The sequence below is a fragment of the Pseudalkalibacillus hwajinpoensis genome, from assembly GCF_015234585.1.
GTDB classification, from domain to species: domain Bacteria; phylum Bacillota; class Bacilli; order Bacillales; family Guptibacillaceae; genus Guptibacillus; species Guptibacillus hwajinpoensis_B.
The window spans coordinates 1059995-1085298 of the sequence record NZ_JADFCM010000008.1 but is presented as its reverse complement, the minus strand read 5'-3'; the positions used below and the strand labels follow the sequence as shown (position 1 = coordinate 1085298).

Genomic DNA, 25304 nt, shown 5'->3' with positions numbered 1-25304 from the left:
TGCACCTCCTGGAGAGCTTATTTTATTTTTCATTTCCGACAAGTGACGATCCAATGCGAACATATGTCGCGCCCTCTTCAACAGCAATTTCATAATCATTTGACATCCCCATTGAAAGTTCATTGCATGGAGCATGTGGGAGTGAAAGACTTTGGACACGTTCTCCAAGCTCACGAAGTTTCTTGAAAACATCTCGAATTTCATTTGTATTATCTGTATGCGGAGCCATAGCCATTAATCCTACGACTTTAATAGATGAGAATTCATTAAGTGACTCAATAAAAGGTAGCGTGTCTTCTGGCGATAATCCATGCTTAGATTCTTCACCAGACACGTTAACTTGCACAAAACAGTTTACTTCACCATCAGCTCTCTTTTGTATTTCTTTAGCTAGAGATATACGATCGAGGGAGTGAATATAATCTACAAATGGAAGAATGTCTTTCACTTTACGAGATTGTAGTGTGCCAATAAAGTGCCACGAAGGCAATGTGCCAATAGCTTCTACTTTCTTCAATAGCCCCTCATCACGACTTTCACCGAAGTGAGTAACGCCTGCTTCTAATGCTTCTTTTGTACGTTCGACGCTAACATATTTAGTCACCGCTACAACTTGAATATGCTGAGGATCACGACCTGACCGTTCTGCTGCTGCGCTAATTTTACCTTTGATTTTTTCTAGACTTTCTCTTACATTCACGATAATGCTATACCTCCCCGAGTCCTATGTATGCCATCATTCTTCCTGTTTTTCCATTTTCATTTCGATGAGAGAAAAACAGATTGCTACAGCTTGTACAATAGTCACTAACTGATAGTTGACTCGCCTTAATCCCTGACCGAAGGAGGAGCTCGCGATTCACGGCTTTTAAATCAAGCTGGTATTTCCCAGTTGCTTTTTCATCAAAAAACAGATCCTGATCTCCTACTAGCGCTTTAATGTGTTCGATGACGCCATCATCAACTTCGTAGCAACATTTCCCTATTGAAGGGCCGATTGCAGCATAGATATCGTCGGTTTGGATTCCATCGTTGTTCCACGCACGAATCATCTCTCCTGCAATATTCTTCGTTGTTCCTTTCCAGCCTGCGTGGGCAATCCCCACTCTTTTAGCTGCTGGCGCATAGAAATAGAGCGGAACGCAGTCGGCATAAAGAGCGGTTAGAAGAACTTCCGGATCATCTGTATATAGCCCGTCCACTTTCGGAATGGCATCTTGATGATTCGTTGCTCCTCGTCCCTTATCCGCTGCTGTTACATTCGCAATGTCGGCGCCATGAATTTGCTCACCAACGATCCATCGATCAAGGGATTGTCCGATATCATAGGCAAGGGTTTCGCGATTTATTAGTACATCTCTCGCTCGATCTGGTACGTGGAACCCAAGATTCAAGCTAGAAAACGGAGTCTGGCTAACTCCGTTTCTACGGGTTGAAAAACCTGCTATCAGGTTATCGTTCCGTTCAGCTTGATCTGGAAATTTCAGTGCCAGTGATGTTTTATGTGTTGATGGTTGAAATGGTTCTTTTTCCACAGTTGCACCCCTTTATACCATGATACAGTTTATACCTTATTTTATCATAATATGTTGAACCTAAGGGATATAGATTGTTAGATCTTTCTTTCCTTATGATTCTTTCTGAAACGATTCGCCATCAGCTGTATCATGATGTCTTACTAGAATGACATCTGACCCAATTTTCACTATGTTGCGCCATGGAATAACGACATCACTTTCTCGCGCAAACAATCCCATCATTTTACCTGCACCTGGAATCACAATCGCTTCTATTTTTCCTGTCGTTAAATTAATTTCCAGATCAGCGATGTGACCAAGCTTACGTCCATTCGAGACATTCACAACATCTTTCACCTGAAATTCTGATATTTTTATCATCGCGCACCCACCTTTCATCTCATTATATGAAAAGAAGGCAAAAGAAAAGACCTGTTTCCCAGGTCTCGTTCTAACTTTGGATATTTTTATTCATTTGGTGAATCGCCGCTTTCTCAAGTCGGGACACCTGTGCCTGCGAAATCCCAATCTCATCTGCTACTTCCATTTGCGTTTTACCCTGGAAGAATCTCATTTGTAAGATCATGTTCTCTCGCTGATTTAATCTTGTCATGGCTTCCTTTAAAGCAATATCTTCAAGCCACTGGATGTCTTTCTGTTTATCATCACTGATTTGATCCATAACGAAAATAGGGTCGCCTCCATCATTATAAATAGGTTCAAATAATGAAACAGGATCCTGAATCGCATCAAGTGCAAAGACTACTTCTTCCTTCGTCACCCCAAGCTCTTTGGCAATTTCAGTCGGATTTGGTTCTTTGGAATTCTTCGTCATTAATTTATCTCTAATCTGGAGAGACTTATAAGCGATATCTCTTAAAGATCGTGACACTCTGATCGGGTTATTGTCACGTAGATATCTTCTGATTTCACCGATGATCATCGGCACTGCATAAGTAGAGAATTTCACGTTTTGCCCTAAATCAAAGTTATCTATGGATTTCATCAGGCCAATGCAGCCCACCTGAAATAGATCATCCACGTATTCCCCTCGATTATTAAATCGCTGGATCACGCTTAGAACAAGCCTTAAATTACCATTCACTAGTTCTTCACGTGCCGAAATATCCCCTTCCTGCATCTGCTTAAAGAGTACTCTCATTTTTTCATTTTTAAGTACTGGAAGTTTGGATGTATCTACTCCACAAATCTCGACTTTGTTTCGTGTCAACTCATTCCCTCCTCATCGGAGATGCTGTCAAAGTAAAGTATCTCCGCGAGTGGGAATTTTATGCATCTATTATCCTAAGAAGCTCAGACCATTTTATTGAACTCTTTCCGAAGTCGTTTAATAATGCGCTTTTCGAGCCTTGAAATATAAGATTGAGAAATGCCAAGCAAATCGGCAACATCCTTTTGCGTTTTCTCTTCTTCTCCAGCAAGACCAAACCTTAACTCCATAATTTGTTTTTCTCTTGGATTAAGTGTTTCTAATGCTTTCACAAGTAATCTACGATCAACGCGAGCTTCTATCCCTCGCGTAATGATATCTTCATCTGTCCCTAGAACATCAGACAAAAGGAGCTCATTTCCATCCCAGTCCACATTAAGCGGCTCATCAAATGAAACTTCTGAGCGTATTTTATTATTCCGTCGAAGGAACATTAATATTTCATTCTCTATACACCTTGATGCATAGGTTGCAAGCTTGATTTTTTTCTCAGGATTAAATGTGTTTACTGCTTTGATGAGACCAATCGTACCAATACTAATTAAATCTTCAATGTTGATCCCCGTATTCTCAAATTTCCGTGCAATATAAACGACCAGACGAAGATTACGCTCTATTAAAATCGATCTTGCTGCTTTATCTCCCTTAGGTAATTGGATTAATAAATGCGCTTCTTCATCTTTCGATAGAGGAGGAGGTAGTGCTTCACTCCCTCCTATGTAATAGATCTCATCAGGTTTAATACCAAGCTTCATTAGGATCCGCTGCCACCATAGAACTAACTTAATTTTCATTTTCCCCATCTCGAACTCCTCCTTGGTCGTCTTGTTTTCTCTTCTATGACGCAGTCGCCTTATGTCCTGTCAGCATTTTCGGATGAAGGATACACGTATAATCTTTTTCTCCTGAAATCGTATGAAAGCTTAATCCAACAAGTACTTTTTTGACAGTTAATGAACGTCCCTCCATCGAGATCAATACTTCATCCGGCTTTACAGCACACAAGAATTGATGATCTTGTCCGACTGCCCGAAACGGAACAATACGTAACCGATGTTCCCAACGATCCTCCTCTCCTTCTTCTTGGAATTCCGTGATGTTTTTGGCTTTCTGAATAAACGATGGTGGAAAGTTCGCTTCATGCATCGTCATATCGAGGATCATAACAGGTGAGCCGCTTAAAGGGTCTTGTAACTGGTTGCCGCTATCGACAAGTGCTTTAGCTGAAATTGTCACATCATCAATTCGGATACTAACTTCTGCTAGTTGATCAAAATGAATTCGTGTTGTCTCAAGATGATCCACTCTTCTTTTTGAAAAAAACCAAACGATAGGGAAACCAACTAACACAAAAAGCCAGCTAACGGGATCCCCAAATCCAGTGCTTTGTGTAGCGACCGCTCCGTTATACACCGTCATATCTTTTTGAAAGAAATAATGTGCCCCCATCATTCCCCCGCCAATCATAAAAGTAACAAAATAGAATAGAAGCCAACATTGAAAAAAGCTACGAAACCTTGTAAAGCCAAACGTTACCACAACAATAAGTAAGGAGTAGAGCAGCTTCATGAATGGGTTTACCATAAATGTTAGGGCAGGAACAAAAAGAAAAAGCACATAACACGAAGCGATCAATGCACCAGTAGCAAGCCGTCTCTTTTTTACTTGTTTCTTCAGCAGTATCCCAGTTAGCGCAAGTAGCATGTAATCGAAACAAAAATTTAGCAACCAGATCACATCAAGGTATACTGCCACCGAACGCCTCCCCCCTTGCGATTTTGATACTAAGTATAGACTAAGTTTCTTTATAAAACTGTCAGATTGTGCCGGTTAGAGTGAGGTTATTTTGGATAATTATCACTAGTTTTGTCAGGCGACCATCCGTCCAAAAACATAAAAAAAGCCGCCCTTCTAGAGGACGACTTCTCAATTAAATGGATTGATTTTGATAAGCTCCGTACGTTATTTCTATCCCTGTTGACGCAGGTATAAGCAATTCACAACAATACTCAGGAAAAGCTTTTTCTAGCGCTAATTGAAGATCATTCGACGAAGCTTTGGGATGAAAGACAATTAATGTTGGACCTGCACCGCTTAAAGCAGCTCCATACGCTCCATTTTCCATAGCAATCGCACGAACCTTTTCTAAGTCTGGCACTAGATGTTTTCGATAAGGTTGATGAAAAAGATCACGCTCCATTAGCTTACCCGCCAATTTCCAATCATTCTGAAGAGCAGCGCCTACAAAAACATTTGCGATATTGCTTGCCTCTACAGCTTCTTGAAAAGGGAGCATATCGGGCAACACTGATCGAGAATCCGTTGTTTTCAATTTGCGATGTGGAATTAGTGCGATCATCTCTAAATCAGTTACTTGATGTGAAATCGTTCCTATTCCTTCCTCTCCAGTTGCAATAACTAGTCCGCCATAAAGGGACGCGGCAACATTATCAGCATGGCCTTCAAATGTTGTAGCAATCTGTACTTTTTCTTCAATCGTTAGATGAAGCCCCATTGTAAAGTCCGCGATTTCGACAGCAGCAACAATTGCTGCAGCACTGCTCCCAAGTCCCCTCTCTAAAGGAAGTTCACTCGTCATTGTGACAGTATGAGGAGAAGGTTTCTTTCCATCCCCATACTTCTTTTCGATTTGCTCGATTGTTTGATAAATCATATTATCTTTACCTGCTGGAAATACATCATCAAAGTCAACGTAATGAAAGGACCATTCTGAAGAGGGTTCCAATTTTACGTGCAAATAGCGATTGATTGCAAGACCTACTGAATCAAATCCTGGTCCAAGATTTGAAGTACTACCTGGAACTTTCAAGTAAAGGCCTTCTTCTCTATTCACTGGCTCACACATCCCTTGAGCTCCTCAAGAAACTGTGTTTTATCTGCTGCAACAACACGTGGTTTTGCAACAACAAGGTCCATTGCAGTGGAAGGATCTTTCAATCCATTCCCCGTTAATACGGCAACAACCTTTGATCCCTTCTTAATCTCTCCTGAGGCAACCTGCTTCATTACTCCAGCTACCGAAGCACACGAAGCTGGTTCAGCAAAAACGCCTTCCTTTTTGGCAAGCTCTTGATACGCATGCAAAATTTCATCATCTGTTACGCTATCGATTTTACCTTTCGATTCAATCACAGCTTCTTCTGCAAGATGCCAACTCGCTGGATTCCCAATACGAATGGCTGTAGCGATTGTCTCTGGATTTGGAATGATTTTCTTTTGAACGATCGCAGCGGACCCCTCAGCCTCAAATCCACGCATTTGCGGTCGACTATCTTCTGAGACATATTCTTTAAACCCTTTCCAATATGCAGAAATGTTCCCAGCATTCCCAACTGGAATCGCAAGCACATCTGGCGCTTCCCCAAGCTGATCACATACTTCAAAAGCCGCTGTCTTTTGACCTTCTAATCGGTAAGGATTAACAGAGTTAACAAGAGCAATAGGCTCAGTCTCCGCAATATCGCGCACCATTCTAAGCGCTTCATCAAAATTCCCATCGATCTCAAAAATTTCTGCGCCATAAATCATGGCTTGGGCAAGCTTACCTAGCGCTACTTTCCCCTTAGGTATAACGATAATGCAGCGTAAGCCTGCTCTTGCCCCATAAGCTGCAGCCGCAGCTGCTGTGTTTCCTGTAGAAGCACATATAATGGCGTCACTACCTTCTTCCTTCGCCTTAGCCACAGCCATTACCATGCCACGATCTTTAAATGAGCCAGTCGGATTTGCTCCTTCAATTTTCACATGAAGAGAAATACCTAGTTCGTTTGAAAGCTGATCAAGCTTTAGCAGTGGTGTATTCCCCTCATTTAGCGTGAGCTGAGGTGTCTCCTCTGTTAGAGGTAAATATTCTTTATATTGCTTAATCAAACCATTCCAGCTCATTACATTCCCTCCACTCGGTAACGACTCTTCACTTCTACGACTACATCCAAGTCTCTTAAACGATTATGAACTTCTTCAAATGCTCGTTGATTCGTTTCATGTGTAATGATGACAAGCTCTGCCGTACCATTATTCACAACTGGCTCTTGAATCAATTTCTCTAAACTTAATCCACGATCCTGGAATAGATGAGAAATTTTTGAAAATGCACCCGGTTCGTCTTTTACAATTAACCTGATAAAATGTTTGCTTTTAATTTGCTCATCGCTTGTTAACTTCCGCTCATGCTGGGGAAGAATAACGCTTTTTCCATTCACACCTAATCGCATATTTTTAATAACAGCTACGAGATCGGATACAACCGCAGTGGCAGTCGGTAATTGACCAGCACCAGGGCCATAGAACATTGTTTCTCCTACCGCTTCACCATAGACATACACCGCGTTATATTCATCGTTAACGGACGCTAATGGATGTCTTGAAGGAAGCAATGTTGGCTGAACCGAAAGTTCAATAGATCCGTCTGTTGAGCTCGCAATGCCTAATAATTTAATTGTGTAACCTAGCTTCTTACTATAAGCGATATCTTCTTCATCAACACGTGTGATGCCTTCTACTTTTACATCATCTAATCCAACCTTCATGGAGAAGCCAAGCGTCCCAAGAATCACCATTTTTCTAGCAGCATCTAACCCTTCTACATCGGCAGTAGGATCCGACTCTGCAAATCCAAGGTCCTGAGCTTCTTGTAAGACACTCTCATATGGGACATTGTTTTTTGTCATTTTAGTTAAAATGTAGTTTGTTGTTCCATTCACAATTCCCATTAGCTTAGTGATGCGGTCAGAAGATAATCCCTCTACTAAACTTCTAAGGATAGGAATGCCACCTGCTACACTAGCTTCATAGAAAAGATCACTTTCATTATCAACTGCAGCAGTTAGTAATTCTCTTCCATGGATCGCCATCAGGTCTTTATTCGCTGTTACAACATGCTTATGATTCTTAAGAGAAGCAAGAATGAACTCTTTCGCCTGATCAATCCCACCAATTACTTCAATCACAACATCGACCTCTGGATTATTGATAACATCTTCAGGATCTTGAGTAAGAATGCTTGAATCTAGATCAACGCTTCTTTCTTTATCCATATCTCTTACAAGCACCTTTGCCACTTTCACCTGACAACCCACTCGCTGCTGCAACTCTTTCTGGTGAGAATCAATCATATGTACAACACCACTACCTACTGTGCCAAGTCCTAACAATCCTACAGATACGCAATCCTTCATATACTCTCCACTCCTTTGTCCTTCTGGTGAGGACACTTGTTTTTATATAATGGACATTATACGTGTGATTGCCCACGAACACAACACCGTTTTCAGAAATAAATAAATTTTATTTATATTAACATAAAAAGCGGAAGTGGTCGACTAGGTCCGACAAGCGCTGGAACCTTTCGATTGGAACACGCCCTTTGTGTTCTAAGCGAACGGTGAAGCGGCTCGAGGACCTGACCACTGGAGCTGGATTACATAAAAAGCGGAAGTGGTCGACTAGGTCCGACAAGCGCTGGAACCTTTCGATTGGAACACGCCCTTTGTGTTCTAAGCGAACGGTGAAGCGGCTCGAGGACCTGACCACTGGAGCTGGATTACATAAAAAGCGGAAGTGGTCGACTAGGTCCGACAAGCGCTGGAACCTTTCGATTGGAACACGCCCTTTGTGTTCTAAACGAACGGTGAAGCGGCTCGAGGACCTGACCACTGGAGCTGGATTACACAAAAAGCGGAAGTGGTCGACTAGGTCCGACAAGCGCTGGAACCTTTCGATTGGAACACGCCCTTTGTGTTCTAAACGAACGGTGAAGCGGCTCGAGGACCTGACCACTGGAGCTGGATTACACAAAAAGCGGAAGTGGTCGACTAGGTCCGACAAGCGCTGGAGAGAGAAGAATTGAAGAGATTAAATAAACGACTAACTGAAATTTCTCAAATAAAAAACCAGCTCTAAAAAGAGCTGGTTTTCTGAGTTATCTTCTATTACGTTTGCGGTTACGAAGGAAAGTAGGGATATCTAGCGTATCGTTAGACTCTTCCGTTCTTGTACCGAATTTAGATGGCTCCGGCTGAACTTCTTCCTCTTCATGCTTCTGCTGTTGTATCGGAGCGCTTTGCTTCGATTGTGCAGAAGGACGTGGAACCGTCTTCTTCTTATTTTCGTTCTCGTCAAAGCCAGTAGCGATCACTGTAACAAGAATTTCGTCCTTTAAATCTTCGTTAATTACAGAACCGAAAATCATGTTCACATTCTCATCAGAAGCTGATGAAACAATGTCGGCTGCTTCATTTACTTCATACAGGCTCAAATTAGATCCGCCCGTAATGTTCATAAGTACCCCTTTTGCACCATCAATAGATGTCTCTAGGAGTGGACTGGAAATAGCTTTTTTGGCAGCCTCAGAAGCGCGATTTTCCCCTGTCGCAATACCAATTCCCATTAATGCAGAACCACGTTCAGTCATAATGGTTTTAACATCGGCGAAGTCAAGGTTAATAAGACCCGGTACTGCAATAAGATCTGATATCCCTTGAACACCTTGACGAAGAACGTTATCCGCTTCACGGAACGCTTCAAGCATTGGAGTGTTTTTATCAACGATTTCAAGTAGACGATCGTTAGGGATAACAATTAACGTATCGACTTTTTCCTTAAGCATTGCAATCCCAGTAACGGCTTGTGTCGAACGCTTCTTACCTTCAAAGGTAAATGGACGTGTGACAACTCCTACTGTTAGTGCACCAAGTTCTTTGGCAATTTCAGCAATGACAGGTGCAGCACCTGTTCCAGTTCCGCCACCCATTCCTGCGGTAACGAATACCATATCAGCACCGCTAAGCGCTTCCTGAATCTGTTCTTTGCTTTCTTCAGCAGCTTTCTTTCCGATTTCCGGATTAGCTCCTGCACCAAGACCTCTTGTTAATTTACCACCAATTTGCATTTTAACTTCTGCTTTAGCAAGGTTCAATGCCTGTGCATCCGTGTTAACAGCAATAAATTCAACACCTTGGACACCATTCTCGATCATACGATTGACAGCGTTGCTTCCGCCTCCGCCGACACCGATTACTTTTATCTGTGCTAATTGTTCCATATTCATATCAAACTCTAACATCTCAGGTCCTCCTAATCTTGTAATAGCCCTTTATTCAACAAATAGATTAAAGAAATTCTTCACTTTCTCTTTCATACCTGGTGAAGAAGATTTCTCACCTGGTTGAGGTTCGGCTTTTGTTCTACGCTTGGGCTTCACTTCTTCTTCAGGGTTGAGTGATGCTGCCACTTCTTTCCCCTGAATCTTCACGTTTTTATACGTGAACTGGATAAGACCAATGCCAGTTGTGTATTGCGGTTCGCGTACGCCGATATAGTCAGGGACCGCAACACGTACATTGTGCTGCAGAATTTCACGAGCAAGTTCAAGAACTCCGTCCATTCCGACCATACCACCGGTTAGAACAAATCCGCCCGGCAATTCACGAATTCCCATTCGCTTAATTTCGTCTTCTATCAATTCTAACATCTCTTCGATCCGAGGTTCTATAATATGAGCTAATTCGTACTGATTAAATTCTTGTTCAGCCGAACTCCCTATTGTCGATACTGTGAAAGCTTCCTCTTCTGAAGCAAGATCAACGAAAGCATTGCCGTGCTTAATCTTAATTCGCTCAGCTTCTTCAGTCGTTGTTCTAAGACCAATCGAAATATCTTTGGTTACGTGATCGCCACCAATTTGAAGTACAGAAGTGGCTTTCAGTGAGCCTTCTTCAAAGATAGAAATCGTAGTAGATCCAGCGCCCATGTTAACTAGTGCTACACCTAAATTACGCTCATCTTTTGATAAAGCCATTGACCCACACGCTAGCGGTTGTAGACAAATATCAGCAATTTCAAGACCCGCTTTTTCAACGCATCTTAATAAATTATGTAATACTGTTTTTGAACCTGTAATGATTGTTCCTTCCATTTCAAGGCGAACACCAATCATTCCACGTGGATCTGTAATGCCGTCCAGTCCATCAACTACGAACTGTCCTGGAATCACATCAATAATTTCTCGCTCAGGAGGGATAGAAACAACCTGTGCTGCGTCAATTACTCTAGCAATATCTTCATCATGAATTTCACGATCCTCACTCGATACAGCCACTACCCCATGACAGGGTTGTAACTGTACGTGATTGCCGTTAATCCCCACAATCACAGAACGAACCGATAAACCTACCATTCTTTCTGCGTTTTCTACTGCCTGCTTAATTGAACGAACAGTTTCATCTATATCCACAATCGATCCTTTACGAATTCCATCGGAAGGCGCGCTGCCGACTCCAAGAATATTTAAAGAATCGTTCGTCATCTGGCCAATGATTACTTTCACATTGGATGTACCGATGTCTAGACTCACATAAATCTCATTGCTGTTCATTCTCCTGGCACCTCCTTCAAAATGCTACCATGTTCAGGTATTAATAGTTTCTCTATAATAGGGTTGAAAAAATGTCCAACACCTTTATATACACAATAATCTCTTGAATTAAACTTCCTCAAGGCTCGCTTCATGAAGTCCCGGGAAGAATGTGATATAAGGACTCTATTCCACAAATCCGTTTATTTCCCTTCTTTTATACGAGATTTCCTCTTATTTTTTTGGGTGACACTCCCCTACTCTCTTCGGTTCATTTCTTTTTTAATGAAGAGATGTACAAAGCAGTGCATAAGTATTAGTCTACACCATGTGAAAGCAGTAGAAAAGTCACTGTTTTCGTGATTGGAAAGAATTTTGCTGTTTTCTTTCATTTTTACATGAAAATGAGTTATTAAACATAAATTGCCCTGCTCATAAACCTTCGTGAACAAAGAGCATTCCCTGTCCATTAGAACAGGGATTATCTATGCATTTTATCGTCAAGACTCCTTCTTTTCCTCTTCTTCAGTTGAAACGTCCTCATAAGGCTCAAGCCAACTACCTTCATTTAGATAAAGAATACCTTTGGCTTTATCTTTAAGCTTCTCAACTATTAACGGGTAGCTATTCACCTTCTCAGAAAAATCGCTAATGCTTGTTTTCACTTCATATCCGTCTGTCATATAGAGAGTTAAGTTAAAAGCTTTATCCCCATTCGGCGTATAATGAATCTCAGAAATACGATTAATAATACTTAATTCTACTTTCCTGAGCTCGCCTGCCATTTCTGATAGCTCTGTACTTTCGTTCCATTGCATCAAAATAGGAGCGCTCACTGGCGTTTCACCTTTAGGGAGTGCCTCAAGAATAGCACCTGATTGCAAAATCGGGAAATATTCACTTCCCTTTTTTAAATACGCGACTCGAGCATTCTCCACAACATCCACTTTAGCAGTCGCAGGAAACTGTCTAGTCACAGTTACTTCTTTAATTTCTTTTGATTTTTCTACCTTTTCTTCTACATTTTTAGCATTTAAATTCCAAAAGCTCACGCTATTATTAAGCTCACTTAACTTAATAATTTCTTTTTCTGAAACATAATTGTTGCCAGAAACCTCAACGTTCCGAATGTGACTTAAGGAAGATTGGAAGTAAATGATCAGCAAAATGAGAAAGAAGAAGATTGATAAATAGACGATTAATCTTCTGTTAGCGCGCTGTTTACGCTGTGCTTTCAACGTGGGAATCCGATCTTCAATTGTTACAACTTTGCGATCTTCCATTGTCTTGCCTCCGTCTCCGGTAAATGAACTTCTGTCTATACTTACGATGTTACTAACGCTTATCATGGCAACCGAACGGCATGACCCAGCTGTTTGTCCTCATTTCAATCATTATAGCATAAGTTAAGGTGTTATTAGCCTCTAGAAGGAAATTCATCCCAGAGAATTGTTCTTAATAATAAGCTATATTACTTAACATTGTTTATTTCAGCTCTGTGCCGACAAATAGAATGAGCCAATACTTAAGAATCACTAGTATAAGCTAACAAAGCTATATAATAAATAGGTAAATGAAAAGGGTTACCTCGTAATTTGAATCAATCATGTAAATCAAAGAAAAAGAGCGCTCTCTAGTGAGCGCTCTTCCATGATCTGCTTAAAACTTTGCGTACCGACTGATATTGAGTAACACTCCCATTGCTACAAGCATGAGCGTTAAGGAAGAGCCTCCGTAGCTTAGGAAAGGAAGCGTTATGCCCGTAACAGGCATTAACCCAGTTACAACGCCAATATTGATCATTACTTGAATCGCAAGCATGCCGATGATACCAACAGCAAGAAGACTACCAAACAAATCAGGCGCTCTTAGTGCAATTCGAATCCCTCGCCAGAGAAGAAGCGAAAATAAGAGAATCACAAAGCTTCCACCGATAAATCCGAGTTCTTCAGATAAAATTGCAAAGATAAAGTCTGTTTGCGGTTCAGGTAAATAATAAAATTTCTGTCTACTTTGGCCAAGCCCAAGCCCCATCAGTCCACCCGGGCCAATGGCATACAGCGATTGAATGATTTGAAAACCACTACCGAGTGGGTCACTCCACGGATCAAGGTAGGAGGTGATTCGCGCAATCCGATAGGGCGCTGATAAAATCAGGACGGCAAAGCCGGCTAAACCAAGCATACCAAGCCAAACAAAGTGGGCTATTCTTGCCCCCGAGATAAAAATCATTACAACGCACGTACCAACCATAACCGCTCCAGTTCCAAGATCCGGTTGAAGCATAATCATACCGAAAGCTATGAACACAATACCAAGCGACGGCACTAGTCCTTTTTTGAATGACGTAATGCGTTTTTGATTTTCGGATAAATATTTAGCAAGAAAAGCAATCATTGCAAGTTTTGTAAATTCAGATGGTTGGATTGAAAACGCACCAACACCAAGCCAGCTTCTCGCTCCCCCTCGAACAAGTCCAACTCCTGGGATCAGGACTAGAACAAGTAGAATGAAGCAGATGAGCACGCCTACTTTTGACCAGGTGCGCCATGTCCAATACTCAACGTTCATCACGAAGAACATGGCCACAACACCTACCCCCGCAAAAAGAAGCTGTCTTTTTGCAAAGAAAAATGCATCGTCAAATTTATAAGAGGCCCATACAGCGCTGGCACTGTAAACCATGATTAATCCAATTGCTAACAGCACTAATGTTGCAGTTAAAAAGACCAGGTCTGGCGTTGATTTTGTTTTCGGCAATAGACCCACACTCCGTTTTGTCGATTTTACCTAACCGAACTCACCGGATAAGCAAGACAACCTCTCATTAGAGTCTATGCATTGCCTCAATAAAGATGTCTCCACGTTCTTCAAACGTTTTGAATTGATCCCAGCTTGCACAAGCCGGTGATAGAAGAACAACATCCTCCGCATCGGAAAGATTATAAGCTGTTGTAACAGCTTCCTCTACATTATCGACAACAGTCACAGAATCCAGTCCTGCTGATGAAGCTGTTTTTTCTAATTTAGAGGCAGTCTGACCAAACGTAATTAAGTGCTTCACTTTGGTTTGGAAATACGGAATTAAATCGTCAAACCCGTTCCCACGATCAAGACCTCCAGCGAGAAGAATCACGGGCTTTTTGAAGGAATCAAGCGCTTTTTTAGTAGCAATTGAATTCGTTGCTTTAGAATCATTGTAAAATTTACGTGCGTTAACTTCTCCTACGAACTGTAGACGATGTTTCACACCGTGAAAGTTTGTTAGTTCTTGATGAATTTTTTCATTTGAAACACCTGACAACTTCGCTACAGCTATAGCAGCAAGCGTATTTTCCACGTTCTGCTTCATTGATAGATCTTCAATCTTAATCACTTTTTCCTCTTTAAACACGATCCACTCTTCATCAATACATACGCCTGAATCTAGTTTTTTTGTGGCTGAAAAAGGAACGAGTGAAGCCTTAGAAGCCTCAGCAAAACCAGTGACAAGTTCATCGTCGGCATTATAAACAGCAAAATCTTCTCCGGTTTGATTTTGGAACAAACGAGCTTTAGCTGCGGCATAAGCCTCTTTAGTTCCATGATAATCAAGATGTGCCTCATAAATATTTAGAAGTACTGAAATATGAGGATGGAAGTTCATTGTTCCTTGAAGTTGAAAACTAGAGAGCTCTGTCACAAGCGTTTGATTAGGGCTAGCTTCCGCAGCTACCTCACATACAACTGTTCCAATATTACCTGCCACAATCGGATTAGATTCTGTATCTCTTAATAATTGGCCAATAAGAGTTGTTGTCGTTGTTTTCCCATTCGAACCTGTTATGGCGACAAACGGTGCTTCTGATATTTCACCTGCGATTTCAACTTCTGTCACAATTGGAATCTCTCTCTTTTGAGCTTCTGCTAAAAGTGGATTTTCATAAGGAATCCCGGGATTCTTCACAATTAAATCGACGCCATCTAGAAGTTCAAGAGGATGCCCACCGCCTACAACGGTGAACCCTAATTCTTGAAGTTCCATTGCTTTAGGATTGTTTTTCACTTCTTCGCGATCATTCACTTTTACTTTAACACCAAGAGATCGTAGGAGCTTGGCTGCCGCAAATCCACTTTTCGCTATTCCTAAAACAAGAACAGACTTATTTTCATAATTAACTTTTTTCATTACATCCACACCTCAAGATAGATTCCAAACGTTGCACATAGTAAACCAACTGTCCAAAATGTAGCGACAACGCGCCATTCCGTCCAACCAGAAAGCTCATAGTGGTGATGAAGAGGACTCATCTTAAACACACGTTTACCTGTCGTTTTAAATGAAGTCACCTGAATAATAACGGATAGGGTTTCAATGACAAACACCCCACCAATAATCACGAGAAGAAGCTCAAGCTTCGTCATAATGGCAACAGCTGCAAGTGCCCCCCCAAGCGCAAGTGATCCAGTATCACCCATAAATACTTTCGCAGGGTGAGCATTAAAGACAAGAAATCCTAGTACTGCGCCAACGACACTGACGGAGAAAATAGCCACATCATACATGTATACTGACGCCGCAAGAATGGCAAATGCGCCGAAGGCAATAGCCGACGTTCCTGCTACAAGCCCGTCCAGTCCATCTGTCAGATTGACAGCGTTTGACGCGCCAACTAGCATGACAAAAAGTAAAATCACATATCCAATGCCAATGTCAAAGCTCCACTCTGTCCCTGGAACATGAATCGCTGTATCAAATCCAACGGTTCTTAATCCAAAATAAACAAGGATCGCAATTAGGAGCTGACCTAATAGTTTTTGTTTTGATGTTAATCCAAGGTTACGCTTTTTCACGACTTTAATAAAATCATCCAAAAAGCCAATCAGTCCATATCCAACTGTTACAAATAAAAGCAGCCAAATTTGGGTTGAAATTTCATCATATTTAAGAGCGATAATAATAGTCCCGAGAATAATAGACAGAATAATGATCAGTCCACCCATTGTCGGAGTCCCAGATTTCTTTTGGTGTGACTTAGGTCCTTCTTCTCTGATGCTCTGTCCAAATTTAAGCCTTCTTAAATATGGAATAAATACGGGCGATACTAGCACCGCAATAATAAATGATGTTAATAAGCTAAAAATTAATAATCTTTCAATCACTGTACTGCCTCCTTAAGATTCATTCTCTAATGCCTTTACGATGGTTTCGAGCCCTAGCCCTCTTGAAGCTTTTAACAAAACGGCTGTTTTATCATCAAGTTGGCCCGATAGATATGATGCGGCATCTTCTTTATTGTCAAAGGAAACAGCAGGCACTTGCTGTGCTTCATCTTCCACGATCCCATCATAAATCCACTTTGCTTTTTCTCCAACTGTAATCACTTCCGTAATAGACGGTTGAATCGCCGTTGCTATGTTACGGTGGAGAAATTCTTCTTGATCACCTAACTCATACATATCACCAAGAATGGCGATTTTCTTATCAAATCCTTCCAATTCAGCAAGCGTTTCAACCGCAGCTTTCATGGATGTTGGACTGGCATTATAGGCATCATTAATAATTAATGCACCGGTTGAACTCCTAAACTTCTCAAGTCTCATCCCGGTAAGGGTTAAGGAAGATAGAGCTTTTCGGATTTGGTCATCTGTCATTCCAAGTTTTCTTCCTGCAGCAATGCTGTAGAGCGCGTTCTTAATATTATGTTTACCTAATAAAGCAATTTTGAACGGCTCTTTTTCATTTAGTAACGTAAACGAATACCCATTATCCAGCTTTACAACTTGATCAACTTGAAGATCATTTTTTTCATTGTATCCGCAAGAAATCGCATTTTTCTGAAGTGGAGCAAGAAGAGGCTCATCTCCATCAAGCACGAGATGACCATTTGACTTAAGTCCCTCTGCTATTTCCATTTTCGCTTTGGCGATATTTTCTCGACTGCCTAGTTGAAGTAAATGAGACTCTCCAATGTTCGTAATGATCGCCACATCCGGTGTAGCGATCTGGGTAAGAAGGGAAATCTCACCTGCTCCGCTCATCCCCATTTCAAGGATCAATACATCTGTTTCTTCAGGCATAGCAAGAACTGTCATCGGGAGTCCCCAATGATTATTCAAGTTGCCCTGTGTTTTATACGTTTTATATTTAGGACTGAGAACCGCTTCAAGCATATCTTTCACTGTTGTTTTCCCATTACTGCCGGTTACACCGATAACATATGGATTTTGTTCTCTAAGAACTTGCTTCGCAAGCTCCTGAAATCCAACGGTTGTGTCGTCAACTTCGTAAACATTTATCTTCCCAACAAGATCTTGAGGAAATGGCTTACTTTTATCCCAAAGCGTTCCAGTTGCCCCATTTGCAATGGCTGCATCAATGAAACGATGACCATCGAATACTTCGCCAACGATCGGAATAAATAATTTATTCGTACAGTCTTTCCTCGTATCCGTCGCCACACCTTCAAAGACCAGTTCATGTTCAACTGGTCCCTGACTAATATTGTTTAGTAATTTAGATGAAAAGTTCATCTCTTCCGCTCCTTTATTGCCTGACGTGCTATTTGTCGATCATCAAAATCGAGCACTTGATCGCCGATAATTTGATAAGTTTCATGTCCTTTACCTGCAATAAGGACAACGTCGCCTTCCACAGCGTGAGTAACAGCATGATGAATAGCTTCTGCTCGATCTGTAATGCGGATATAATGTCCACTTACACCTTCCACCATATCATCTAATATGCGTTCAGGATCTTCACTCCTCGGATTATCTGAAGTAAGAACCGCTGTATCTGCTAATTCTGTTGCGATCTTCGCCATGAGGGGTCGTTTCGTACGATCACGATCTCCCCCGCAGCCAACGACAGCAAATACATTCCCTTTTGACATCTCTTTAACCGTTAACAGCACATTCTCAAGGCTATCCGGTGTATGCGCATAGTCAACGATAACGGGAAATTCCTGTCCTTCATCAACAAGTTCGAACCGTCCCGGAACACCTGCAATTTGTTCAAGACTCTCTAGAATACGATCAAGTGATAACCCATTAGAAAGACAAGCTGCAATAGCTGCAAGTGCATTGTAGACGCTGAATTTGCCTGTTAACATCAGTTTCACATCTCGTTCTTCTTCAGGAGTAACGAGGTGAAAACTTGTCCCGTTAGCGGAAAACGAGATGCTGTTAGCCATAATATCAGCGTTATTATCAATTCCATATTTTAAAATGTGCGCTGAAGTCATTTGTTCATATTGCTCACTCGCTTGATCATCGGCATTTAAAACGGCTACCTTTTTTCTCCCTGTATCATATGTATTACCTAACTGTGAAAAAAGAAGACCTTTTGCCTGACGATATTCCTCCATTGTTCCATGATAATCAAGATGATCTTGAGTTAAATTCGTAAAGACCGCTACATCATAATCACAGCCTCTAACGCGACCTAATGTTAACGCGTGAGAAGAAACTTCCATAACAGCCGTTTGAACATTGCTTTCCTGCATTTTGGCAAATTGCTTTTGAAGTAGCAATGGTTCAGGTGTGGTGTTTTTCGTCTCGAATTCTTCATCTGCTATTTTCATATTAATAGTGCCGATTAATCCTGTCGTTTGCTGTTCATTACGATGAATCTGCTCAATTAAATGAGAAACGGTCGTTTTACCATTCGTTCCCGTTACACCAATTAAAGAAAATGATTTGGTTGGATTATGATAGAAATAATTAGCTAGCTCTGCAAGCGCACGATGAGCATCTCTAACAATAATAACTGGAACAGAAACGTCTAGCTCCTTTTCAGATATAAGTGCAACTGCTCCCTGTTGTACAGCCTGCTCAGCAAAATCATGGCCATCCACTGTGTAACCAGGGATACAAACGAATAAACTATTATCTTCAACAGCTCGACTATCACTTTCAATCGTTACTATTTCCGGGTTCCCTTTTCCTACTTGCTTATATGTAAGTAATGCATGGAGAAGTTCTTGTAATTTCATCTCTTTCAAACCTTTCTAGTTTGCTGACATATTTTCAGAAAACAAGCCAAGAGCATACGCCTTGGCTTGTTCACTACTTATTGTACTCACCGGTCGCTTATTTGTCACCCATATAAAGTCGAATTTCTGACCCAGCCGGTAATTTCACTCCAGGTTCAGGCGCCTGAGCCACAACGGTATCCCCTTCACCACTTGAATCAATTTTCAAATTATACATTGCTTTATGAATATCTTCAGCAGATAAACCTACTAAATCCGGCATTTCAATCATCTCTTCATCTTGCCATGTCTTTTCTTTCTCAATTTGGTCTTCCCTTTTTTCCACACCCATAACCGTCAAACTATCCTGGATAATATTACCTACGATTGGGGCGGCTACGATTCCACCAAATTGGAGCGTATCTTTCGGATTATCAATTGCGACATATACAACAATTTGAGGATCATCCGCCGGAGCAAAACCAATAAAAGAGACGATATGATTATTTTTTAAATAAGCGCCGTCTTTCGCTTTTTGAGCCGTTCCTGTCTTTCCGCCTACCCTATAGCCATCTACATAAGCGTTTTTTCCAGTTCCAAGCGCAACGACCGTTTCAAGCGCATGCCTTACTTCCTCGGAGGTTTCTTTTGAAATAACTTGTCTTTTCGCAGTTGGCGAGTTTTTACTCACAACTGCTCCCGTCTCAGGATCTAGCCACTCTTTTGCAATGTATGGTTCATAGAGGGTCCCTCCGTTCACAGCAGCCGAGACAGCTGTCACCTGCTGAATAGGCGTAACGGATACACCCTGACCGAAGGCGGTTGTTGCCAGCTCTAATGGACCGACATTATCAACATCAAATAATATCCCGCTTGCTTCACCTTGTAGGTCAATGCCGGTTTTTTCACCGAAGCCGAATTTATCAATATAAGAAAAGAGCTTTTCTTTGCCAAGACGTTCCCCGAGAAGAACGAAACCAGGGTTACAGGAATTTTGCACACCTTCTAAGAACGTTTGGCTTCCATGACCTCCAGCTTTCCAACATCTTAATTTTGTCCCAGCCACTTCAATGCTTCCAGGGTCGTGAAAATGATCTTTCTCAAGATCAACTTCCCCTTCCTCAAGAGCAGCAGCTAGAGTAATAATCTTAAATGTTGATCCGGGTTCATACGTACTCCAAACAGGCTTATTTTGATTCCAGACGTCAGGAGAGACTTGCTGAAATTCTTCTGGATTAAAATCCGGCCTTGAAGTCATCCCGAGAATCTCACCGGTATTCGGATCCATTGCAATGGCTGCCGCTCCATCCGGATGGTAGGTAGCTTCCGCAATATCCAACTCTCGTTCCATAATTGTCTGGATTTTTGAATCAATTGTTAAACGAAGATCGAGTCCATCTACAGGTTCTGTATAGTCATCTGCAAGAGATGGCATCCGCTTACCTTTAGCATCTGCATAATACTCAACCTGTCCTTTTTCACCGCTTAACTCGTCATCATAGTAGAGCTCAATACCTGTCAAACCTTGATTATCAATACCACTAAACCCTAGTACGTGAGCTAGAAAATCGCCGTTTGGATAGTGACGTTTGTTATCTTCAGCAATGTAAACACCTGAAAGATTCAATTTCCGAATTTCATTAGCCTTTTCATTCGACATTTTCTTACCTTCGGGACGAATCCAAACCATTGATTGATTCTGTGTGATCGTTTCATACACTTTTTCTTTACTCGTATTAAGGGAAGCAGCAAGAGCTTCAGCAGTAGCAGCAGGATTTTGAAGCTGTCTTGGAACGATTAGTACAGAAGGGGCACTAATATTCGTTGCAAGAGGCACTCCATTACGATCCAAGATTTCGCCTCGACTCGGTTCGAACGGAATATTTCGACTCCAAGAATCTTTCGCTTTCTCGCTTAGCCAATTTCCCATCACAAGCTGCACATAACCAAGCCTGACGACGACAACCGCAAATACAAATAGACCGATGACAAGCGCCATCACAAGTCTCCTTCGAACAGTAACAGTGGAAACGCGCATAAACTCATCCTCCCTGATTATGCTCGTTCCACTATATGTTCAACACGGTTTAGATAGACCTGCTAGTCTGTAATTGGCTCCGCATCTTCCTCACCTTCCGTTTGTTCTGGTTCTTCTTCAGAAGAAGGAGACTTCAGCTCAACGACTAGATAGTCGTCTTTTTTGATATTACTTCCTTTGTTAATCCCTTGCTTCGTAACATATCCAGCTCCCATGACGTTCGGTTTAAGGTCCATTAGCTCGACTAACTTCATAACGTCAGCTAAAGACCACCCCGTGATATCAGGCATTTTCGCACTACCTTCTGCCCGCAAAATAATTCGTTCACTATCGAGGATTTTCGTACCTGCATGTGGAGATTGACCTGTGACCTCTCCATCACCAAGTACAGTAACAGATAAGCCTTTCGCTTCAAGTTCTTTCTTCGCTTCATCTGCATTCATGCCCGTAACTTCTTTTAATACCTGACCGCTCTCTTTCTTTGAGCTCTCTTCAGACGTTTCTTTTTTCTTCTCCATCGGATCAATATTTAAATATTGAAGACTATTTTTCATAACCGTGTTAAAGATTAGAGAAACTGGGTCACTTCCAAGTTCAGGGTATTCAAGCTGAGGGCGATCAACAGCAACATAGACAACCAATTCTGGGTCGTCGGCAGGTGCCATACCTATAAATGAAAAGATGTTATTTCCATATCCGCTCATATAGCCCTTAGAACCTTGTGAAATTTGAGCCGTACCGGTTTTACCAGCAATCTCGTAACCTTCAATGTTATATGGGGTACCTGTGCCATCCGTCACTACTGTACGTAAAAGATCTCGCGTTTGTTTAGCAGTGTCTTTAGAAATAGGTTCTCCAGCTACTTCAGGTTCGTGATTCAGCTTCACTTCGTTTGATTCAGGATCAACTATTTTTTCTATGACATATGGCTTCATCATCTTACCGCCGTTAGCTATTGCGGTTATTGCTTGTACTTGTTGGATTGGCGTTATCGTGGATCCTTGACCAAAACCAGTTGTAATTCGTTCAAGCTCTCCGCCATAAGTAATTCTTGAAGAAGACTCCCCTGGAAGATCAATACCTGTTTTCGAATCCAATCCGAATTTAGTTAAGTAATCCTTATACTTCTCATACCCTAGTTTTTCTTTAACAAGGATGGAAGCTGCAACGTTAGAGGATTGTCGAATACCTTCATCAAAACTAATTGCCCCCCACCCTTCACCACCATTATGATCACTCACTCGACCACCAGGTACTGAATATTGACCTGATTGAAAGAGCTCGTCTCCATTGTATACACCTTCTTCAATAGCTGATGCCACAGTGAAAATCTTCATAGTCGAACCTGGCTCAAATGCTGTAAGAGCCATATTCGTATAATTAGAAACGTTTCTTAAGTTTGGATCAAATGTTGGGCGATTACCCATCGCTAGGATTTTACCTGTATCTGGATCTGCAACAATCGCCGTCATTCGTTCAGGATTGAATTTCTCCTGTGCCTCGTTCAAAGCATTTTCCATTAACACTTGGATTTTTTGATCAATTGTTAAATAAACATCGTTTCCACTTTTGGAAGGGGTGATATTCTCGTTACCATAAGGAAGTCTGAATCCTTCACGATCACTTTGATACGTTTCTTTCCCTTCCTGCGGCACGAGATATTTATTCAATTCCTTTTCTAATCCTAGTAGACCTTCCTGCACGCCATCTTCGTTTTCATTTGTAAAACCAAGAAGATGTGAAGCAAACTCTTCATTCGGATAGAGTCTTGTTTTCGTTGGGATGAATCCAACTCCTGGTAAATCCATTTCTTCAATTTCTTCTTTTTGAGTTAAGCTTAAATCTTTACCCGATGCACCAAATTCTACTTGAAAAGGATCATCTCTTGACAAAATTTCTTTCACATCGGATTCTTCCATCTCGATAATAGGTGCAAGCGCAGCAGCTGTTTTATCGATGTCTTCTACATGGTCCTCATATTCTTTATCCAAAATCGCTCTTAGCGTAAAGGAAGGAATATCGGTAGCTAGAGCATTCTCACCTGTTCGGTCAAAGATCGTACCGCGATCCGCTTCAAGAATTTTGCTTCTAGTCCACTTATCTTTTCCAAGCTCCATTAAGTCCACTTTTTCACCGTCAGAACCTGATACCGCCTGTGTCCACTCGATGTAGAAAAACCGTCCAATAAAAGCAAAAAAGAGCAGGACAAATAGTGACATTAAAATCGCTGCTCCAACATTAATATGTGAGTTCTTGTTTGTTTCTTTCATGACAGTGCAAACCTCCGAAATTATGATCCTTTGTTGATCACTTCTACATTTTGATCATTCAGTTCCATGCCTAATTTTTCTTCGGCAATGTTCACAATTCGACCAGGCGCACTTAATTCTGTCACTTTAACCTGAAGCTCTTCATTCTGTTTCACTTGAGCACGTTGGTCTGCTTCCGCTTGCTGCAGGCCAGTATTCAAATTATAAATCTTAGCGTAATTAGAAACCATAAAGATCGACGCCGCCACGAACGTTAGTACAAGCATCATCCAGAGCAACTTCTCTCCTTTTGTGATACGTCCACGTTCCACATGAACAGATTGCTGTTTCGTTTCAACTTGCCTTTTTTGCGTTTGCTGCTGATACTTATACGCCAGGTTACTCATCATTTTCCCCCTTGCACCTCTTTATATTTTTATCTTTACACTTTCTCTGCTACACGAAGCTTTGCGGATCGTGCGCGTCTGTTTGCTTCTTGTTCTTCTTCTGACGGAAGAATCGGCTTTCTTGTTACAAGCTTGATATCAGGCTGGTAGGCATCTGGAATAATCGGCATTCCAGGCGGAAGTTCTGGACCAGAAGCCGCTTCCTTCATAGTCGTTTTGCAAATACGATCTTCAAGAGAATGGAACGTGATCACACTCATTCTGCCACCAGAGTTCAAAATAGACATCCCATCTTTAAGAGCCTCTTCAAATACTTTAAGCTCATCATTCACTGCTATTCGAATAGCCTGAAAAATTCTTTTAGCGGGATGCCCTCCCTTCCTTCTCGCAGGTGCTGGAATAGCGTCCTTAATAATATCAACGAGTTCAAATGTGGTTTCAATCGGTTTTAAGTCTCTTGCTTTTTCAATTTTGCGAGCGATTTGTTTTGAAAACTTTTCTTCACCAAATTTGAAAAAAATCGAGACGAGGCGCTCATACTGCCATTCATTCACCACTTCATACGCCGATAAACTGGAAGATTGGTCCATTCTCATATCGAGCTGAGCATCATGCTGATAACTAAACCCCCGCTCACCTTTATCAAGCTGCGGAGAGGAAACACCAAGGTCGAATAAAACGCCATCAACACCATTAACACCAAGTTCAGAGAGAGCTTCTTTGATGAAGCTAAAGTTTCGTTCAATAACTGTCAGCTTGTCCTCATAGCCTGCAAGTGTTGTTTTGGCGTTATCTATTGCCCATTGATCCTGATCAAAAGCATAGAGGTGTCCTGTGGTAAGCTTATCCAGGATTGCTTTTGAATGACCGCCGCCGCCAAGCGTACAGTCAACATAAATGCCATCTTCTTTAATATTTAGTGCGTTCACTGCTTCTTCTTTTAATACTGTAATGTGTTCAAACATAGCTACACCTTAACCTTCATTCCATATTGACCTTCTACAAATCGAAATCCATCATACTTTCCGCGATTTCAGAGAAAGACTCTTCTGATGCATTGAAATACTCTTCCCAAACGGCTTTGTCCCAAATTTCTAATCGATTTGAAACACCAATCACAACGCATTCTTTCTCAAGCCCTGCATACTGGCGTAATGTTCCGGCAATATTTACCCTGCCCTGTTTATCCAGTTGGCATTCAGTTGCACCTGAGAAAAAGAATCGGGTAAAAGCACGAGCATCTTTCTTTGTAAAAGGGAGTGTTTTCATCTTCTCTTCAAGAACTTCCCATTCTGTCATTGGGTAGCCGAAGATGCATTTATCTAACCCGCGAGTGAGGACGAAGGTTTCACCAAGTTCTTCACGAAACTTAGCGGGAATGATCATTCTGCCTTTTTCATCAACAGTATGCTGATATTCCCCCATAAACATGGCTTCCTCCACCTCTCCCACTTTCTACCTCTAAGTTACCACAACTCCCCACTTTTCACCACTAAAAAAATAATTCGTACCACAAAACAAAAATCCTGCTGTTCA

22 protein-coding genes are annotated in these 25304 nt (G+C 41.5%); all 22 read right to left on the bottom strand.

Features of this window, described 5'->3' with window-relative positions:
• Positions 1 to 22: 22 nt before the first annotated feature.
• Positions 23 to 700, bottom strand: a complete 678-nt coding sequence (locus IQ283_RS17325; RefSeq protein WP_194221353.1) for a YggS family pyridoxal phosphate-dependent enzyme — start codon at positions 698 to 700, stop codon at positions 23 to 25.
• Between the two features lie 7 nt (positions 701 to 707).
• Entirely contained in the window at positions 708 to 1535 is an 828-nt protein-coding gene (gene pgeF / locus IQ283_RS17320; RefSeq protein WP_194221352.1) for a peptidoglycan editing factor PgeF, read from the bottom strand.
• Positions 1536 to 1628: 93 nt separating this feature from the next.
• Entirely contained in the window at positions 1629 to 1898 is a 270-nt protein-coding gene (locus IQ283_RS17315; protein ID WP_098443312.1) for a YlmC/YmxH family sporulation protein, read from the bottom strand.
• 70 nt (positions 1899 to 1968) lie between these two features.
• The gene (gene sigG, locus IQ283_RS17310; RefSeq protein ID WP_194221351.1) at positions 1969 to 2748 is read right to left on the bottom strand and encodes an RNA polymerase sporulation sigma factor SigG; all 780 of its coding nucleotides are present in this window, start codon (positions 2746 to 2748) and stop codon (positions 1969 to 1971) included.
• A gap of 83 nt (positions 2749 to 2831) precedes the next feature.
• Positions 2832 to 3551 carry an RNA polymerase sporulation sigma factor SigE gene (gene sigE, locus IQ283_RS17305; protein WP_194221350.1) on the bottom strand — a complete coding sequence of 240 codons (720 nt, stop codon included), beginning with the start codon at positions 3549 to 3551 and terminating at the stop codon, positions 2832 to 2834.
• A 34-nt stretch (positions 3552 to 3585) separates the two neighbouring features.
• Entirely contained in the window at positions 3586 to 4503 is a 918-nt protein-coding gene (spoIIGA, locus tag IQ283_RS17300; RefSeq protein WP_194221349.1) for a sigma-E processing peptidase SpoIIGA, read from the bottom strand.
• 175 nt (positions 4504 to 4678) lie between these two features.
• Positions 4679 to 5614: a homoserine kinase gene (gene thrB, locus IQ283_RS17295; RefSeq protein ID WP_194221348.1), complete on the bottom strand. Its 936-nt coding sequence runs from the start codon at positions 5612 to 5614 to the stop codon at positions 4679 to 4681.
• Positions 5599 to 6654, bottom strand: a complete 1056-nt coding sequence (gene thrC, locus IQ283_RS17290) for a threonine synthase (RefSeq protein ID WP_194221347.1) — start codon at positions 6652 to 6654, stop codon at positions 5599 to 5601. The genes thrB and thrC overlap by 16 nt, the downstream gene beginning before the upstream one ends.
• The gene (locus tag IQ283_RS17285; RefSeq protein WP_194221346.1) at positions 6654 to 7946 is read right to left on the bottom strand and encodes a homoserine dehydrogenase; all 1293 of its coding nucleotides are present in this window, start codon (positions 7944 to 7946) and stop codon (positions 6654 to 6656) included. The genes thrC and IQ283_RS17285 overlap by 1 nt, the downstream gene beginning before the upstream one ends.
• A gap of 743 nt (positions 7947 to 8689) precedes the next feature.
• The gene (ftsZ, locus tag IQ283_RS17280; RefSeq protein WP_194221345.1) at positions 8690 to 9832 is read right to left on the bottom strand and encodes a cell division protein FtsZ; all 1143 of its coding nucleotides are present in this window, start codon (positions 9830 to 9832) and stop codon (positions 8690 to 8692) included.
• Positions 9833 to 9862: 30 nt separating this feature from the next.
• Complete coding sequence (gene ftsA / locus IQ283_RS17275) at positions 9863 to 11143, bottom strand: cell division protein FtsA (RefSeq protein ID WP_194221344.1); 1281 nt, start codon at positions 11141 to 11143, stop codon at positions 9863 to 9865.
• 479 nt (positions 11144 to 11622) lie between these two features.
• Positions 11623 to 12405, bottom strand: a complete 783-nt coding sequence (locus IQ283_RS17270) for a cell division protein FtsQ/DivIB (protein ID WP_194221343.1) — start codon at positions 12403 to 12405, stop codon at positions 11623 to 11625.
• 376 nt (positions 12406 to 12781) lie between these two features.
• Positions 12782 to 13882 carry a stage V sporulation protein E gene (gene spoVE, locus IQ283_RS17265; RefSeq protein ID WP_194221342.1) on the bottom strand — a complete coding sequence of 367 codons (1101 nt, stop codon included), beginning with the start codon at positions 13880 to 13882 and terminating at the stop codon, positions 12782 to 12784.
• Positions 13883 to 13949: 67 nt separating this feature from the next.
• Complete coding sequence (gene murD / locus IQ283_RS17260; protein WP_194221341.1) at positions 13950 to 15290, bottom strand: UDP-N-acetylmuramoyl-L-alanine--D-glutamate ligase; 1341 nt, start codon at positions 15288 to 15290, stop codon at positions 13950 to 13952.
• Complete coding sequence (gene mraY, locus IQ283_RS17255) at positions 15290 to 16264, bottom strand: phospho-N-acetylmuramoyl-pentapeptide-transferase (protein ID WP_194221340.1); 975 nt, start codon at positions 16262 to 16264, stop codon at positions 15290 to 15292. The genes murD and mraY overlap by 1 nt, the downstream gene beginning before the upstream one ends.
• Before the next feature lie 12 nt (positions 16265 to 16276).
• Complete coding sequence (locus IQ283_RS17250; RefSeq protein WP_194221339.1) at positions 16277 to 17635, bottom strand: UDP-N-acetylmuramoyl-tripeptide--D-alanyl-D-alanine ligase; 1359 nt, start codon at positions 17633 to 17635, stop codon at positions 16277 to 16279.
• Positions 17632 to 19095 carry a UDP-N-acetylmuramoyl-L-alanyl-D-glutamate--2,6-diaminopimelate ligase gene (locus tag IQ283_RS17245; RefSeq protein WP_194221338.1) on the bottom strand — a complete coding sequence of 488 codons (1464 nt, stop codon included), beginning with the start codon at positions 19093 to 19095 and terminating at the stop codon, positions 17632 to 17634. The genes IQ283_RS17250 and IQ283_RS17245 overlap by 4 nt, the downstream gene beginning before the upstream one ends.
• 97 nt (positions 19096 to 19192) lie before the next feature.
• A complete protein-coding gene (locus tag IQ283_RS17240) occupies positions 19193 to 21112 on the bottom strand; it encodes a stage V sporulation protein D (RefSeq protein ID WP_194221337.1) in 1920 nt (639 codons plus the stop codon).
• A 62-nt stretch (positions 21113 to 21174) separates the two neighbouring features.
• Positions 21175 to 23382 (bottom strand): penicillin-binding protein, encoded by a 2208-nt coding sequence (locus tag IQ283_RS17235; protein ID WP_194221336.1) that lies wholly within the window; start codon positions 23380 to 23382, stop codon positions 21175 to 21177.
• Positions 23383 to 23402: 20 nt separating this feature from the next.
• The gene (ftsL, locus tag IQ283_RS17230; protein WP_194221335.1) at positions 23403 to 23768 is read right to left on the bottom strand and encodes a cell division protein FtsL; all 366 of its coding nucleotides are present in this window, start codon (positions 23766 to 23768) and stop codon (positions 23403 to 23405) included.
• Between the two features lie 35 nt (positions 23769 to 23803).
• Positions 23804 to 24733, bottom strand: a complete 930-nt coding sequence (gene rsmH, locus IQ283_RS17225; protein WP_194221334.1) for a 16S rRNA (cytosine(1402)-N(4))-methyltransferase RsmH — start codon at positions 24731 to 24733, stop codon at positions 23804 to 23806.
• 34 nt (positions 24734 to 24767) lie between these two features.
• Positions 24768 to 25199, bottom strand: coding sequence for a division/cell wall cluster transcriptional repressor MraZ (gene mraZ / locus IQ283_RS17220; protein WP_194222283.1), 432 nt, complete (start codon positions 25197 to 25199; stop codon positions 24768 to 24770).
• Between the last annotated feature and the right edge of the window lie 105 nt (positions 25200 to 25304).